Here is a 14,763-nt window from a genome sequence, read left to right as displayed (position 1 = left end):
CTGAGTTACGGATTAAAACAGTTTGTACACGATGTTCAGGATGGTCAGCAGACCAATCACGGTAACAAACACGTTATCCAGACGACCACGGTATTTCGCCAGCGACGGCGCTTTACGGATGGCATACATCGGCAACAGGCACAGCAGTGAAGCGATAATCGGCGCGCCCATGGCTTCAATCAGGTCCAGAATGTTCGGGTTGGCGTAAGCAACTACCCAGGTGGAACCCATGATGAAGATCATGCTGATGGTGTTCAGTTTGCCGGAAGACACTTTCGTCTTATCGCCTTTGTAGCCGAACTTCAGTACCAAACCGTTCAGACCTTCCAGCGTTCCCAGATAGTGACCGAAGAAAGATTTGAAGATAGCAACCAGTGCGATGATAGAAGCGGCATATTCCAGTACGGTGGCGAACGTCGATTTCTCACCGGACATGGAAGCAAAGTGGTTAGCCAGATAAGAAAGCACCGGAATGTTCTGTGCTTTTGCTTCCGCCATGTTTGCCGGAGACAGCGTAAACAGGCAGCTGAAGGCAAAGAACATGACCACGGCAACCATCAGCATGCTGGCACGGGAGATGATCTGTGAGCATTTCTGCTCGGTGAAGTCGCGACCGAAGTCTTTCTCATACTCTTCACGCTTAGAAACCACGAAGGAAGAGACGATTGGCGAGAAGTTAAAGGAGAAGACCATGATGGAAATCCCCAGCCAGACGGTGATCAGGATACCGTCATGACCGGTTAACGTCAGCGCACTGAGGTCAACTTGATCAATAACAGCAGAGTTCCAGTAAGGGATCAGTGACAGAGAAATCAGTACCAGGCTGGCGATAAATGGCCATACCAGGTAACTCATCACTTTAACCATCAGATCCTTACCAAACCAAATGACGAACGCCATCAGCAGCAGCAGGAACAGCGCCACGAAGCCGCGGTTTAACGCCGCAAAGCCAAGCTGGTTTTCCCAGAACGTCATAAAGGTGTTGGTAATGGTTACGCCATAAATCCACAACAGAGGGCAAATCGCGAAGAAGTACAGGAACGTGATGACCACGCCACCCGTTTTACCAAAGTGCTCTTCCACCGTTTCCGTAATGTTGCCGGAAGGGTTAGAGCCAGAAAGACACAGACGCGCCAGCGCCCGGTGGCAATAAAACGCGATGGGGTATGCCAATACCAACATCAGAAGAATCGGGATCAGTCCGCCAAAACCTGCGCGGATAGGGAAGAACAGCACGCCGGCACCAATAGCTGTGCCGAACAAACCCAACGTCCATGTGGTATCTGATTTACGCCAGGACGATTGTTTTGTCTGGCTGGATACAATGCTATCTGAAGTACTCATATCCTATCCTCAACGAATTAATTAAGCGTCAACGAAACCGGTGATTTGAGAGACGCGAGAAAGATCGATATTGCCGCCGGAAATAATGCTGACGGTTTTTCTGTTTTGAATATATTGGTCTAATTTACCGCTTAATAACGCAGCACATGCCAGAGCGCCTGCGCCTTCGGTGACGACTTTATTACGCTGAATTAAGGCAATCATACTGTTTCTGATTTCGTCTTCGCTGACCAGCACGATGTCATCGACTAATTCACGAACGATTTGGTAAGTTAAATTACCCGGGCGGGCGACATCACAACCATCCGCCAGGGTGCCGGTAGTTCGGTGCGTGGTTATTTCTCCCGAGTGGAAAGAAGCCGCCATGCCGTGAACGTTTTCTGATTGCACACCAATAACACGAATTGTCGGGTTAATAGATTTAATCGCTACCGCAATACCAGCAATTAAACCGCCACCGCCAATTGGCACAATCACATTATCGACATCATAGAGATCTTCCATAATTTCCAGGCCAATCGTTCCCTGACCGGCAATCACTTTCGGATCATCATAAGGTGGGATAAAAATACGGCCTTCCGTTTCGACAATTTCGCTAACTTTGGCGATGGTGTCGTTAAAGTTGTCGCCGTGCAGAACAACTTCAGCGGAGTAGTCACATGTCGCCGCGACCTTGGATTTTGGCGCGCCTTTCGGCATTACCACTTTCCCGTCGATGCCCAGCATTGCGCAGGAGAGCGAAACCCCTTGCGCATGGTTACCCGCAGAACAGGCCACCACACCTTTGCGTTTTTCAGCATCGGTTAAAGAGCTTAATTTATTAAATGCGCCACGAATTTTAAATGAACCAGTACGCTGCATATTTTCAAACTTAAGGAATATTTCACCTTTGCAACGTTCACTAAAATAATTGGATCGAGGCATGCCTGTTTTATAAATTCGCCCAGCCAGTCGTTGTTTTGCTTCGATAATGTCATCAATAGCAACCGGGAGATCGTATGTAATATGCATGATAAACCTCTTAACCTGAATTAAATATGTAGGTAACCGTAACCGACACCCGAAAAAAGACAGGTGGATTATTTATGTTTGAGAAAAACAAATAACTAATCAGCTTCTATTAATTGTCTTCGTCTACACCCATTATAAGATGAATACTCTTTGGCTAGTTCAACCAAAACCGATGCTGCTTTTTTAATACGATAATTTTTTGACCATACCGCGGCATATCGCGCCACGGGCAACGTTTCTTCAACCGGAATAGTAATAAATTGATTAGAACCAAAAGGTGAAGTCATATCACAAGGAATCACGGTTAAGAAATCAGCATTGAGAACAAGATTATAAATTGTCACGACTGAGTCGGTTTTAACGATGTTTTCAATACTGATGCCATTTCTTTGTAACGTGGTGAGAAGTTCGCTGTAGTATCCCATATTAGTTTGCGGCAACACCCACTGTTCGTTTTTCAACGACTCCAGCGTGGTAGTGCCGGTGCATGTTCGGGACTTGCTGGCCACCAGCACAAACTCGGACTCGAACAGCGGCTCAACATGCAAATCCTGAAGCTTCATCTCTGCACTTAATGTACCAATCGCAAAATCGAGGCGTCCGTCGCGGATAGCAGGTAAGAACGAGGACAACTGTGCTTCATACATTGAGACTTGCGCTCTCGGGAACACCTCTTTGAATTTGTTGATCATCCCGGACATAAAGGTAAAGCCAATTAGCGAAGGAAAACCAAATGAGACTTCCACCACGGCTTCAGAGGACATACCGCTTATCTCATTAACCATATTTTTCATTTCGCGGGTAATGGATTCGGAACGTGAGAGCAACAATTGACCGGCTGGCGTCAGCGTTACACCGGTATTTTTCCGTACCACTAATTCCACGCCAAAATAATCTTCAATATCGTTAATGATTTTACTTACAGCAGGTTGAGTTAAACCTAATTCTTTTGCAGCCGAGCCAATAGAGCCACTTCTGATGACTTCCTGAAAGACTACCAGGTGCTGCGTTTTAGGAAGAAGAATAGTGCTCATATCGACCTGCATTAATTACCTCATTGACGACATGAAGTGTATCAAAATGGAATGAATAGGATATGTGCGACCACTCACAAATTAACTTCCAATTGCTTTCCAGGCATCTACTTAAATCAATATAAATCTTTAATATCAATGAGTTGACATAATAAAATCAGCGTAAAGCCTGACTTTTATCAAAAAACAAAGGGGGGATAACCATATTTTATGGCGATAACAACACGCTTTATCTGGCTTATTAAAAAATGTCCTTCGACGATATTTCAAGCAAATATCGTGTATTTCTCAGGCGAATTTTAAGTTAAATTTAATGAGCAACTTATCAAATTTTATTATAAACAAATCATATTTACAGGTAAATAATGCGCCGCGTCACATTTTTTCGCGGAATTTGTTGGTCACAAAACATTTATTTTATCAATATTTTAAAAAGTCGAATACAGATATTGATCATCTCGAACAATTGATTAACGTCAACTTTTACCATCATAGCAGGACGTCATTTTGTGAATGCAATCGTTTTCCATGATTTCTGCTGCCCTCATAATGCACGGATAGCATTTTGTGTTGATGATCACAAAACTAATAATTCATATTTGAAGGTAAGTAATCTCGGGAGACAACAAGGGTGACGAAAAAAGAGTATTTATACTGAAAAAAAGAAACTGATCGATAAGCCGCTTTCTTTTGGGTATAGCGTCGTGGACAGTCATTCATCTTACCGCCGCGCAAAAGCAAAAACCCGCCAAGTTTACGCTGGCGGGTTTTCGTTGAAGAGGTGAAACTGACCGATAAGCCGCTTTCTTTTAGGTATAGCGTCGTGGACAGTCATTCATCTTACTCGCCCCGCTAAAAGCAAAAACCCGCCAGTTTGCACTAGCGGGTTTTCGTTGAAGAGGTGAAACTGACCGATAAGCCGGGTTCTGTCGTGGACAGTCATTCATCTAGGCCAGCAATCGCTCACTGGCTCAAGCAGCCTACCCGGGTTCAGTACGGGCCGTACCTTATGAACCCCTATTTGGCCTTGCTCCGGGTGGAGTTTACCGTGCCACGGACTGTTACCAGCCGCGCGGTGCGCTCTTACCGCACCCTTTCACCCTTACCTGATCCCACTCGCGTGGGCCATCGGCGGTTTGCTCTCTGTTGCACTGGTCGTGGGTTTCCCCCCCAGGCGTTACCTGGCACCCTGCCCTATGGAGCCCGGACTTTCCTCCCCTCCGCCCGTCTCCCCCGAAGAGGACGACGACGAAGCGGCGACTGTCTGGTCAGCTTCGGCGCGCAGTATAGAGGGTTTACACGCCCTTGTCACCCCGCGTTGCGCATTCCAATCGCCAGTGTTGCAGCAATATTGCGCGAAGCTCGGTAAATATTGTCATAAGCCCCGCTGAAAGCTTCATCCAGCGTAACAATACTGTTTAACACGCTGAATACAGCATCGATACCATGCTGGTGCACAACGCCAACATCCTTCGTAAGACTACCCGCAATGCCAATTACCGGTTTATTGTATTTCTTCGCCACATTAGCCACCCCAATCGGTACTTTGCCATGGATGCTCTGGCTATCAATGCGCCCTTCTCCGGTGATAACCAGCGTGCAATCATGAATATGTTCTTCCAGATTAAGCGCCGTAGTCACAATCTCAATGCCGCTCTTTAGCTCTGCGCCAAGAAAAGCCATCAACGCCGCGCCCATTCCGCCCGCCGCACCTGCACCGGGGACGTCTTTCACATCAACATGCAGCGATTTTTTGATGACATCAGCATAGTGAGAGAGATTCTTGTCCAGCTCGACAATCGTGGCTTCATTCGCCCCTTTTTGCGGGCCAAAGATCCGCGAAGCGCCACTGTCGCCCACCAGCGGATTGGTGACATCACAGGCGACGCGAATCGTACAATTCTTTAAACGTGGATCGAGGCCAGTGATATCAATGGTATTCAGAGTATTAAGACTGCCGCCGCCAAAGCCGATTTCATTGCCATTGGCATCGCTTAACTTCGCTCCCAGCGCCTGCATCATCCCTGCACCGCCATCGTTGGTGGCGCTGCCGCCAATGCCGATAATGATACTTGTTGCACCGCTCTCCAGCGCCTGCAGGATTAACTCCCCTGTGCCGCGTGAAGTGGTTACCAGCGGATCACGCTTTTCCGATGGCACCAGCGCCAGCCCACTGGCCGCCGCCATTTCGATAAACGCGGTTTTGCCGTCGCCGGAGATCCCCCAACTGGCATTCACTTTCTCGCCCAGCGGCCCTGTAACCCAGGCGTGACGTTCAGCCCCCTGGGTGGCAGCAATCATCGCTTCCACCGTTCCTTCGCCACCGTCGGCAACAGGAACAGAAACGTACTGTGCATCAGGAAAAATTTCCCGAAATCCTTTTTCTATCGCCTGCGCAACCTCGCTGGCTGATAAACTTTCTTTATAAGAGTCTGGGGCGATTACGATTTTCATACCTTTGCCTGTTACCACATGACGCCGGGGGGCGTTTCTCTTATTCGGCCTGGATTCCAGGCCCGGATAGCAATAAGCCATCCGGGCACGACGTCATTAGCGAGTAACTTCGACTTTCGCCAGTTTTTCGTAGTAGCACGCAAGGGCGCTATGGTCTGCTGTTCCCAGACCATCGGCACGCAGCGCTTGCATCATCTCCATAACCGCAGCCGTCAGCGGCAGTTGCGCGCCAACGCCGTGGGAGGTATCCAGCGCATTCGCCAGATCCTTAATATGCAGATCAATACGGAAACCTGGCTTGAAGTTACGGTCCATCACCATTGGCGCTTTCGCATCCAGCACGGTACTGCCCGCCAGTCCGCCACGAATTGCCTGATAAACCAGATCCGGGTTAACGCCTGCTTTGGTTGCCAGCGTCAACGCTTCTGACATCGCGGCAATATTCAGCGCCACAATGACCTGGTTGGCCAGTTTGGTGACGTTGCCTGCGCCGATTTCCCCGGTATGTACCACAGACCCCGCCATCGCTTTCATTAAGTCATAGTATTTGTCGAAAATAGCCTTATCGCCACCCACCATCACTGACAGAGTGCCATCAATCGCTTTCGGCTCACCACCGCTAACCGGAGCATCCAGCATATCAATGCCTTTCGCTTTCAGCGCTTCGCTGATTTCACGGCTTGCCAACGGTGCGATAGAACTCATGTCGATCAATACCGTGCCGGGTTTCGCGCCTTCAATAATGCCATTTTCACCCAGCGCCACTTCTTTCACATGAGGAGAGTTTGGCAGCATGGTAATGATGACGTCGCACTGTTCAGCGATCGCTTTAGCCGTAGACGCTGTTTCTGCACCTGCAGCAATCACTTCTGCGATAACTTCAGGGTTACGGTCAGAAACCACCAGCGAGTAACCTGCTTTCAGAAGGTTTTTACTCATTGGTTTACCCATAATACCCAGGCCAATAAAACCAACTTTCATAATCATATCAATCATCTCTCTTGTTGCGGTGGTGGTTATTTTTTAAAGGTATCTGCCAGTTTCTGGGTGGCAGTGCGGAACACGCCGAGATCGCTACCAACAGCCACAAACGTCGCGCCCCATTCCAGATAACGACGCGCATCGGCTTCGACCGGTGCGAGGATACCGCTGGGTTTGCCGTGCGCTCTGGCACGGTTAAAAATATGTTGAATCGCTTTTTGTACATCCGGGTGTGATGCATTGCCGAGATGGCCTAATGCCGCAGCCAGATCGCTGGGACCGACGAAGATGCCGTCTACACCTTCGGTAGCGGCGATGGCATCGACGTTATCTACGCCTTGCTGACTTTCAATCTGGACCAGAATGGTGATGTTCTTGTTCGACTGAGCGAAATAATCCGCCACGGTGCCAAACATATTGGCACGGTGAGAAACGGAGACGCCGCGAATACCTTCTGGTGGATAACGAGTAGATGCCACAGCTTGTACCGCTTCCTCTTCTGTTTCGACAAATGGAATCAGGAAGTTATAGAAACCGATATCCAGAAGACGCTTAATAATTACCGGTTCGTTGGTCGGCACCCGCACCACTGGCGCGCTGGGGCTACCTTTCAGGGCCATCAGTTGGGGAATAAATGTGGAGATATCGTTTGGCGCATGTTCGCCATCCAACACCAGCCAGTCAAAGCCAGCCAAACCAAGAACTTCAGTGCTAATCGGGTTAGAGAGAGCTGACCAGCAACCAATTTGTACCTGTTTCGCAGCTAGTGCGGCTTTGAATTTATTGGGAAAAATATCGTTATTCATCGCTTATACCTTTGCTTATTTCTGCAATTCCATACGTTTAATGTCGCCAACCACGAAGAGGTAGCAGACCATCGCCATCAGCGCCGAACATCCCACGAAAACCAGTGCTGCATTGAAGGAGTGCAGTTCACTTACCAGGTAGCCAATCACCAGTGGAGTGACAATGGAGGCAACATTGCCAAAGACGTTAAAGACGCCGCCGCAGAGACCAACAATCTCTTTCGGCGCGGTGTCAGAAATCACCGGCCAGCCCAGCGCACCAAATCCTTTGCCAAAGAAGGCCAGCGCCATCAGCATGACCACCAGCGTGGTGTTGTTGGTGTAGTTACATAAGATGATGGTGGAAGCCAGCAACATTCCCAGTACAATCGGTAGCTTACGAGCCAGGGTCAGTGACAAACCGCGTTTGATCAGATAATCCGAGAAGACACCACCGAGCACGCCTCCAGCAAAACCACACAGTGCCGGAATCGAGGCGACCAGGCCTACCTTCAGAATCGACATACCTTTTTCCTGCACCAGATAAATCGGGAACCAGGTAAGGAAGAACCAGGTGATGGTGTTGATAAAATATTGTCCGAAAAATACACCCAGCATCATGCGACTGGAGAGCAATTGCTTGATGTAATGCAGTTTGGGACCGCTTGCCACTGCACTGCCCGGCGTTTTATGGTCCATATCAACCACCGCGCCATTTTCAGAGATAAACTTCAACTCTTCCGCGGACATGCGTGGATGATCTGTCGGGTTATGAATCAACTTGATCCACAGCGCCGTCAGCACAAAGCCAATCACTCCCATAACGGTAAAGACGTGCTCCCAGCCCCAGGCAAAAGTCAGCCAGCCAAGCAGCGGTGAGAAGAGCGCCAGCGAAAAATATTGCGCCGAGTTAAAGATGGCGGAGGCAGTACCACGTTCTTTCGTCGGGAACCAGGCCGCGACAATACGGGCGTTCGCCGGGAATGACGGCGCTTCCGAAAACCCCAGCATAAAGCGCATAAAGAACATGGAGAGCCCTGCCCAGGCCAGCGGGAACATATCAACAAAGCCTTGCAGGAAGGTGAACAGCGACCAGAAAAAGAGGCTGTAAGTGTAAACTTTCTTCGAGCCAAACTTATCAAGCAGCCAGCCGCCGGGGATTTGCATCAGCAGGTAGGCCCAGCCAAAAGCGGAGAAGATGTAACCCATCGAAACCGCACTTAACTGCAACTCTTTTGCCACTTCGGTACCAGCAATAGACAGCGTTGCACGATCGGCGTAGTTAACGGCGGTAACAATAAAAATAATCAGTAATATTAAATAGCGGGTATGCACGCCTTTCTTTTTTTCGTCAACGGTGTCCAGAATCATTTTATTTACCTCGGGTACTTATGCTGATTTTTATTATTATGGGGAAGATGTTATTTATGAGTTTCATTTATGCCGTAATGACAATGAACTCGGGAATCAGTATAAGCAGCGCGAGAATAATAATCATTGTGCAAATGCTAATTTAATTAATACGATTTAAATATTATTTTGAGCATATGCACATAAGGTTGCGCGCTAAAGCACAGATTTACGCATTGCCTTGCCGGGCGGTACTGCAATCCCTGAAATGATTGACATTGATCACATTTCTGCGTTTAAACTCCTGACATTCTTATTTCACCCAATGAAGTCATTTATTTTTAAATGAGACCAGGTCCTCATTTTAATAGTCCCTGGCTGGAGAATATTGCACAATGGCCAACATCGAAATCAGACAAGAAACGCCAACTGCGTTTTATATAAAAGTTCACGACACAGATAATGTGGCAATTATTGTTAATGATAATGGCCTGAAAGCAGGAACGCGTTTTCCGGACGGACTGGAATTAATTGAACATATTCCCCAGGGGCATAAAGTCGCATTGCTGGACATTCCGGCTAATGGTGAAATTATTCGTTATGGCGAAGTGATTGGTTACGCCGTGCGCGCAATCCCACGCGGAAGCTGGATCGACGAATCAATGGTAGTACTACCGGAAGCGCCGCCGTTACACACGCTACCACTGGCAACCAAAGTCCCGGAACCCTTACCGCCGCTGAAAGGTTATACCTTTGAGGGCTATCGCAATGCTGATGGTAGCGTGGGTACCAAAAACCTGCTCGGCATTACCACCAGCGTCCACTGTGTGGCAGGCGTGGTGGATTACGTAGTAAAAATCATTGAGCGCGATCTGCTGCCAAAATACCCGAACGTCGATGGCGTGGTGGGGTTGAATCACCTGTACGGTTGTGGCGTGGCGATTAATGCTCCGGCGGCTGTAGTGCCAATACGTACCATTCACAATATTTCGCTCAATCCAAATTTTGGCGGCGAGGTGATGGTGATTGGCCTGGGCTGTGAAAAGTTACAGCCTGAACGTTTATTGATTGGAACGGATGATGTGCAAGCTATTCCAGTAGAAAGCGCCAGCATTGTCAGCTTGCAGGATGAAAAGCATGTCGGCTTTCAGTCCATGGTCGAGGATATTTTGCAGGTCGCCGAACGCCATCTACAAAAACTGAATCAACGTCAGCGAGAAACCTGCCCGGCTTCAGAACTGGTTGTCGGCATGCAATGCGGCGGCAGCGATGCATTTTCTGGCGTAACGGCAAACCCGGCGGTTGGATATGCGTCTGATTTACTGGTGCGCTGCGGTGCAACGGTGATGTTTTCAGAAGTCACGGAAGTGCGTGACGCGATTCATCTACTGACACCGCGCGCCATTAACGAAGAGGTCGGCAAACGGCTGCTGGAAGAGATGGAGTGGTACGATAACTATCTCAATATGGGAAAAACCGACCGCAGCGCCAACCCTTCGCCGGGCAACAAGAAAGGCGGTCTGGCAAACGTGGTAGAGAAGGCACTCGGCTCCATTGCTAAATCGGGTAAAAGTGCAATTGTTGAAGTGCTGTCGCCCGGTCAACGCCCGACTAAACGCGGATTAATTTACGCCGCGACGCCAGCCAGCGATTTTGTCTGTGGCACGCAACAGGTGGCTTCGGGTATCACCGTGCAAGTGTTTACGACCGGCCGTGGTACACCGTACGGCCTGATGGCGGTACCCGTCATTAAAATGGCGACCCGCACCGAGCTGGCAAACCGTTGGTTTGACTTAATGGATATCAACGCGGGCACCATCGCCACCGGCGAAGAAACCATTGAAGAGGTGGGCTGGAAGCTGTTCCACTTTATTCTCGACGTCGCCAGCGGGAAGAAGAAAACCTTCTCGGATCAATGGGGACTGCATAACCAGCTGGCGGTGTTTAACCCGGCACCGGTGACCTGATTTCTTTTGGAACGTCCCTCGCAAAACATGGCCTTAGTGCCATGTTTTTATTGTTTAAAGTCCCCACGTCCATTAATAATGCATTTGCATTACCTTAGTTCAAGCTTATAATTTGAGCAGAAAACAGGCTGTAAAAGGACAGTGAATCATGCCCGCTAATGCTCGCTCTCACGCTGTACTGACCACTGAATCAAAGGTCACGATACGCGGACAAACAACTATCCCCGCGCCAGTGCGTGAGGCCTTAAAACTGAAGCCAGGCCAGGACAGCATTCATTACGAAATTCTGCCTGGTGGGCAAGTATTTATGTGCCGACTGGGAGATGAACAGGAGGATCATACTATGAATGCATTTTTGCGTTTTCTGGATGCAGATATCCAGAACAACCCGCAAAAACTCGTCCATTCAACATTCAACAAGGAAAGAAACTTGTCGCTGGCATGGACGTCAACATTGATGATGAGATTGGCGACGACGAATAATGGATTTTCCACAAAGGGTTAATGGTTGGGCGCTATATGCTCATCCCTGCTTTCAGGAAACCTACGACGCTTTAGTTGCCGAAGTCGAGACATTAAAGGGGAAAGAGCCTGAAAATTATCAGAGAAAAGCCGCCACAAAGTTATTGGCGGTAGTCCATAAAGTGATTGAGGAGCATATCACGGTCAATCCATCATCACCGGCATTCCGTCATGGTAAGTCGTTAGGCTCTGGGAAAAATAAAGACTGGTCACGGGTAAAATTTGGCGCTGGTCGTTATCGTCTCTTCTTTCGTTACAGCGAAAAAGAGAAAGTCATCATTCTGGGATGGATGAACGATGAAAACACGCTGCGCTCCTACGGTAAAAAAACAGATGCCTATACCGTATTCAGCAAAATGTTAAAAAGAGGACATCCTCCTGCCGACTGGGAAACCCTCACCCAAGAGACAGAAGAAAAGCATTGATAGTGTTCACAATGCCCGCCGAACGCATTGGTGTTGACCAGCGGGCACCCTTTCTCACTCCCCGACCAGAATCACTTCAACCCCTGCCTTTCGCAGCCCTTCCAGACTATCCGCAGGAATGCCTTCATCAACAATGATCATGTCGATCCGCTGGGTATCGATGATCTTATGTAGGCTGGAGCGGTTGAACTTACTGGAATCGGTGACTACGATGATCCGTTCCGCAACTTCGCACATCCGACGGTTTAAACGAGCTTCATCTTCATTATGCGTGCTGACGCCGCGCTCCAGATCAATAGCATCAACACCAAGAAACAGCATATCGAAGTGGTAATTTTGCAGCGATTGTTCAGCCTGATCGCCGTAAAAAGATTGTGACTGACGGCGCAAATGCCCGCCGGTCATCAGCAGCTCAACGCCTTCCGCTTCCAGCAAAGCATTGGCCACGTTCATACCGTTGGTCATTGCAATCACATCTGTGTGCTTGCGCATCAGACGAGCAATCTCAAAAGTGGTGGTCCCGGAGTCGAGGATCACCCGATGACCTGGCTGAATCAACTCAACGGCAGCTTTCGCAACGCTGCGTTTCATCGCCGTGTTGAGCGCGCTTTTATCTTCCACTGATGGCTCGACTGACGGCGTCGTGCTATCGCAGATCAACGCGCCACCATAGGCACGCACAGCGATCCCCTGCTTTTCCAGAAACGCCAGATCGTTGCGAATCGTCACAGTAGATACGCCATACAATGCCGATAGATCATTTACTTGCACACTTCCTTGCTGGCGTAGACGCTGAATGATCTGTTCTCGTCGCTCGCTGGTGCCTGTCACTCGCTTCTCACCTGAAGCGTCGGTATTACTCATAGTAAGTCCTTTCGTAAAACTTTCGTTTCATTTCGTTTTGCCTATTAACGCCTTTCTATTAAGCAAATGCAAGCCCACCTTGCCCATTGGCGCAAGCTTCTCTCGTTTCAATTGCTTTCATTATGTTTCTTTTGTGAATCAGATCAGAAAACCATTATCTTTCGTTTTATTTTTATCTCACCATGAAGCAGTATCAACTGAAACAAAACGAAAGATTAATATCGCAGCAATCTAAACTGGAGAGGAAAGTGAAACATCTGACAGAAATGGTGAGACAGCACAAAGCGGGCAAAACAAATGGGATTTATGCCGTTTGTTCCGCACATCCGCTGGTGCTGGAAGCTGCAATCCGCTACGCCAGTACAAACCAAACGCCGTTACTGATTGAAGCAACCTCCAATCAGGTGGACCAGTTCGGCGGTTATACCGGAATGACGCCCGCCGATTTTCGCGGCTTTGTTTGCCAGCTTGCTGACTCGCTGAATTTCCCACAGGACGCGTTGATTCTGGGTGGCGACCATCTGGGGCCAAACCGCTGGCAAAACCTGCCTGCCGCTCAGGCGATGGCCAATGCCGATGATTTGATTAAAAGCTACGTCGCGGCAGGATTCAAAAAAATTCACCTTGATTGCAGCATGTCCTGTCAGGACGATCCGGTTCCCTTAACTGATGGCATCGTTGCCGAACGCGCCGCTCGTCTGGCGAAAGTGGCGGAAGAAACCTGCCGTGAACATTTTGGCGAGGCCGATCTGGTGTATGTCATTGGTACCGAAGTTCCGGTGCCTGGCGGCGCACATGAAACCTTAAGCGAACTGGCAGTCACCACGCCGGATGCCGCCCGCGCCACGCTGGAAGCCCATCGTCACGCTTTTGAAAAGCAAGGTCTGAATGCCATCTGGCCACGCATCATTGCGCTGGTAGTTCAGCCTGGCGTCGAATTCGATCACACCAACGTTATTGATTATCAGCCCGCCAAAGCGACCGCCTTAAGCCAAATGGTCGAAAACTACGAAACGCTGATTTTCGAAGCTCACTCTACGGATTATCAAACGCCGCAATCGCTGCGCCAGCTGGTGATTGACCACTTTGCCATTCTGAAAGTCGGCCCGGCGCTGACCTTCGCCCTGCGTGAAGCCCTGTTCTCTCTGGCAGCGATTGAAGAAGAACTGGTGCCAGCGAAAGCCTGTTCCGGTCTGCGTCAGGTACTGGAAAACGTGATGCTCGACCGCCCGGAATACTGGCAAAGCCACTACCACGGTGACGGCAACGCGCGTCGTCTGGCGCGTGGTTATAGCTACTCGGATCGCGTGCGTTACTACTGGCCGGACAGCCAGATTGATGACGCTTTCGCCCATCTGGTTCGTAATCTGGCGGATTCACCAATTCCGCTACCGCTCATCAGCCAGTATCTGCCGCTGCAGTACATGAAAGTTCGCTCCGGCGAGCTGCAGCCAACGCCACGGGAACTCATTATCAACCATATTCAGGACATCCTGGCGCAGTACCACACAGCCTGTGAAGGCCAATAAGCAAAACAAAGAGGAACACGCTATGCCAAATATTGTTTTAAGCCGGATTGATGAACGCTTGATTCACGGTCAGGTCGGCGTTCAGTGGGTCGGATTTGCGGGGGCAAATCTGGTGCTGGTAGCCAACGATGAGGTTGCCGAAGATCCGGTACAACAAAACCTGATGGAAATGGTACTGGCAGAAGGGATCGCCGTACGTTTCTGGTCGCTGCAAAAAGTTATCGACAACATTCATCGCGCCGCCGATCGGCAGAAAATCCTGCTGGTTTGTAAAACACCCGCCGATTTCCTGACGCTGGTGAAAGGTGGCGTCCCGGTTAGCCGCATTAACGTTGGCAATATGCACTACGCCAATGGCAAGCAGCAAATCGCCAAAACGGTTTCTGTGGATGCGGGCGATATCGCAGCATTTAACGACCTGAAAGCCGCTGGGGTGGAATGCTTCGTTCAGGGCGTCCCGACAGAGCCTGCTGTGGACCTCTTTAAATTACTTTGAG

The 14,763-nt window shown here is 49.3% G+C and carries 13 protein-coding genes, 1 other RNA gene and 1 pseudogene; 6 read left to right on the top strand and 9 right to left on the bottom strand.

The window, feature by feature from the left end:
• Positions 1-12: 12 nt before the first annotated feature.
• From tdcC to tdcA, 3 genes are all read right to left on the bottom strand, one after another.
• Positions 13-1,344 carry a threonine/serine transporter TdcC gene (gene tdcC / locus AACU94_RS00295; protein WP_130210806.1) on the bottom strand — a complete coding sequence of 444 codons (1,332 nt, stop codon included), beginning with the start codon at positions 1,342-1,344 and terminating at the stop codon, positions 13-15.
• Positions 1,345-1,365: 21 nt separating this feature from the next.
• Positions 1,366-2,355 carry a bifunctional threonine ammonia-lyase/L-serine ammonia-lyase TdcB gene (tdcB, locus tag AACU94_RS00290; RefSeq protein ID WP_130218297.1) on the bottom strand — a complete coding sequence of 330 codons (990 nt, stop codon included), beginning with the start codon at positions 2,353-2,355 and terminating at the stop codon, positions 1,366-1,368.
• A gap of 95 nt (positions 2,356-2,450) precedes the next feature.
• Positions 2,451-3,389, bottom strand: coding sequence for a transcriptional regulator TdcA (tdcA, locus tag AACU94_RS00285; protein WP_130210820.1), 939 nt, complete (start codon positions 3,387-3,389; stop codon positions 2,451-2,453).
• Positions 3,390-3,702: 313 nt separating this feature from the next.
• Between tdcA and tdcR the strand changes: the two genes are divergently transcribed.
• Positions 3,703-3,921: a transcriptional activator TdcR gene (gene tdcR, locus AACU94_RS00280; RefSeq protein WP_240726410.1), complete on the top strand. Its 219-nt coding sequence runs from the start codon at positions 3,703-3,705 to the stop codon at positions 3,919-3,921.
• Positions 3,922-4,288: 367 nt separating this feature from the next.
• On the opposite strand, the gene rnpB is transcribed toward tdcR, so the two are convergent.
• The 5 genes from rnpB to garP form a co-directional block, all read right to left on the bottom strand.
• An RNA gene (rnpB, locus tag AACU94_RS00275) (RNase P RNA component class A) lies at positions 4,289-4,665 on the bottom strand.
• 32 nt (positions 4,666-4,697) lie between these two features.
• Positions 4,698-5,843 (bottom strand): glycerate 2-kinase, encoded by a 1,146-nt coding sequence (gene garK / locus AACU94_RS00270; protein ID WP_130219249.1) that lies wholly within the window; start codon positions 5,841-5,843, stop codon positions 4,698-4,700.
• Between the two features lie 96 nt (positions 5,844-5,939).
• On the bottom strand, positions 5,940-6,830 hold the full coding sequence (gene garR, locus AACU94_RS00265; RefSeq protein ID WP_135488710.1) for a 2-hydroxy-3-oxopropionate reductase: 891 nt from the start codon (positions 6,828-6,830) through the stop codon (positions 5,940-5,942).
• 29 nt (positions 6,831-6,859) lie between these two features.
• Complete coding sequence (gene garL / locus AACU94_RS00260; protein WP_135488709.1) at positions 6,860-7,630, bottom strand: 2-dehydro-3-deoxyglucarate aldolase; 771 nt, start codon at positions 7,628-7,630, stop codon at positions 6,860-6,862.
• Between the two features lie 15 nt (positions 7,631-7,645).
• Positions 7,646-8,980, bottom strand: coding sequence for a galactarate/glucarate/glycerate transporter GarP (gene garP, locus AACU94_RS00255; RefSeq protein WP_135488708.1), 1,335 nt, complete (start codon positions 8,978-8,980; stop codon positions 7,646-7,648).
• Positions 8,981-9,354: 374 nt separating this feature from the next.
• Here garP and garD point away from each other — a divergent pair, with 374 nt between their 5' ends.
• From garD to yhaV, 3 genes and pseudogenes are all read left to right on the top strand, one after another.
• Positions 9,355-10,926 (top strand): galactarate dehydratase, encoded by a 1,572-nt coding sequence (garD, locus tag AACU94_RS00250; protein ID WP_135488707.1) that lies wholly within the window; start codon positions 9,355-9,357, stop codon positions 10,924-10,926.
• 148 nt (positions 10,927-11,074) lie between these two features.
• Positions 11,075-11,409: pseudogene (prlF, locus tag AACU94_RS00245) on the top strand (type II toxin-antitoxin system antitoxin PrlF).
• Positions 11,409-11,873 (top strand): type II toxin-antitoxin system ribonuclease toxin YhaV, encoded by a 465-nt coding sequence (gene yhaV, locus AACU94_RS00240; protein ID WP_135488706.1) that lies wholly within the window; start codon positions 11,409-11,411, stop codon positions 11,871-11,873. Before prlF ends, yhaV begins: the two are co-directional and overlap by 1 nt.
• Positions 11,874-11,927: 54 nt before the next feature.
• Here yhaV and agaR read toward each other — a convergent pair whose 3' ends face one another.
• Positions 11,928-12,737: an aga operon transcriptional regulator AgaR gene (gene agaR / locus AACU94_RS00235; RefSeq protein ID WP_000072187.1), complete on the bottom strand. Its 810-nt coding sequence runs from the start codon at positions 12,735-12,737 to the stop codon at positions 11,928-11,930.
• A gap of 248 nt (positions 12,738-12,985) precedes the next feature.
• Between agaR and kbaZ the strand changes: the two genes are divergently transcribed.
• Positions 12,986-14,266 carry a tagatose-bisphosphate aldolase subunit KbaZ gene (gene kbaZ, locus AACU94_RS00230; RefSeq protein WP_130259087.1) on the top strand — a complete coding sequence of 427 codons (1,281 nt, stop codon included), beginning with the start codon at positions 12,986-12,988 and terminating at the stop codon, positions 14,264-14,266.
• A gap of 22 nt (positions 14,267-14,288) precedes the next feature.
• Positions 14,289-14,762 (top strand): PTS N-acetylgalactosamine transporter subunit IIB, encoded by a 474-nt coding sequence (gene agaV / locus AACU94_RS00225; protein WP_002461030.1) that lies wholly within the window; start codon positions 14,289-14,291, stop codon positions 14,760-14,762.
• Position 14,763 lies beyond the last annotated feature (1 nt).

Source organism: Escherichia sp. E4702 (genome assembly GCF_963883545.1).
GTDB lineage: Bacteria > Pseudomonadota > Gammaproteobacteria > Enterobacterales > Enterobacteriaceae > Escherichia.
The sequence above is the reverse complement of the archived record's forward strand: the minus strand, read 5'-3'. Positions and strand labels throughout refer to the sequence as shown.

Excerpts from the sequence above, each read along its gene's own strand:
- agaR (WP_000072187.1), bottom strand. The coding sequence starts at position 12,737 with ATGAGTAATACCGACGCTTCAGGTGAGAAGCGAGTGACAGGCACCAGC.
- tdcA (WP_130210820.1), bottom strand. The coding sequence starts at position 3,389 with ATGAGCACTATTCTTCTTCCTAAAACGCAGCACCTGGTAGTCTTTCAG.
- garR (WP_135488710.1), bottom strand. The coding sequence starts at position 6,830 with ATGATTATGAAAGTTGGTTTTATTGGCCTGGGTATTATGGGTAAACCA.
- yhaV (WP_135488706.1), top strand. The coding sequence starts at position 11,409 with ATGGATTTTCCACAAAGGGTTAATGGTTGGGCGCTATATGCTCATCCC.
- tdcR (WP_240726410.1), top strand. The coding sequence starts at position 3,703 with ATGAGCAACTTATCAAATTTTATTATAAACAAATCATATTTACAGGTA.
- garL (WP_135488709.1), bottom strand. The coding sequence starts at position 7,630 with ATGAATAACGATATTTTTCCCAATAAATTCAAAGCCGCACTAGCTGCG.
- garD (WP_135488707.1), top strand. The coding sequence starts at position 9,355 with ATGGCCAACATCGAAATCAGACAAGAAACGCCAACTGCGTTTTATATA.
- tdcB (WP_130218297.1), bottom strand. The coding sequence starts at position 2,355 with ATGCATATTACATACGATCTCCCGGTTGCTATTGATGACATTATCGAA.
- tdcC (WP_130210806.1), bottom strand. The coding sequence starts at position 1,344 with ATGAGTACTTCAGATAGCATTGTATCCAGCCAGACAAAACAATCGTCC.
- garK (WP_130219249.1), bottom strand. The coding sequence starts at position 5,843 with ATGAAAATCGTAATCGCCCCAGACTCTTATAAAGAAAGTTTATCAGCC.
- garP (WP_135488708.1), bottom strand. The coding sequence starts at position 8,980 with ATGATTCTGGACACCGTTGACGAAAAAAAGAAAGGCGTGCATACCCGC.
- agaV (WP_002461030.1), top strand. The coding sequence starts at position 14,289 with ATGCCAAATATTGTTTTAAGCCGGATTGATGAACGCTTGATTCACGGT.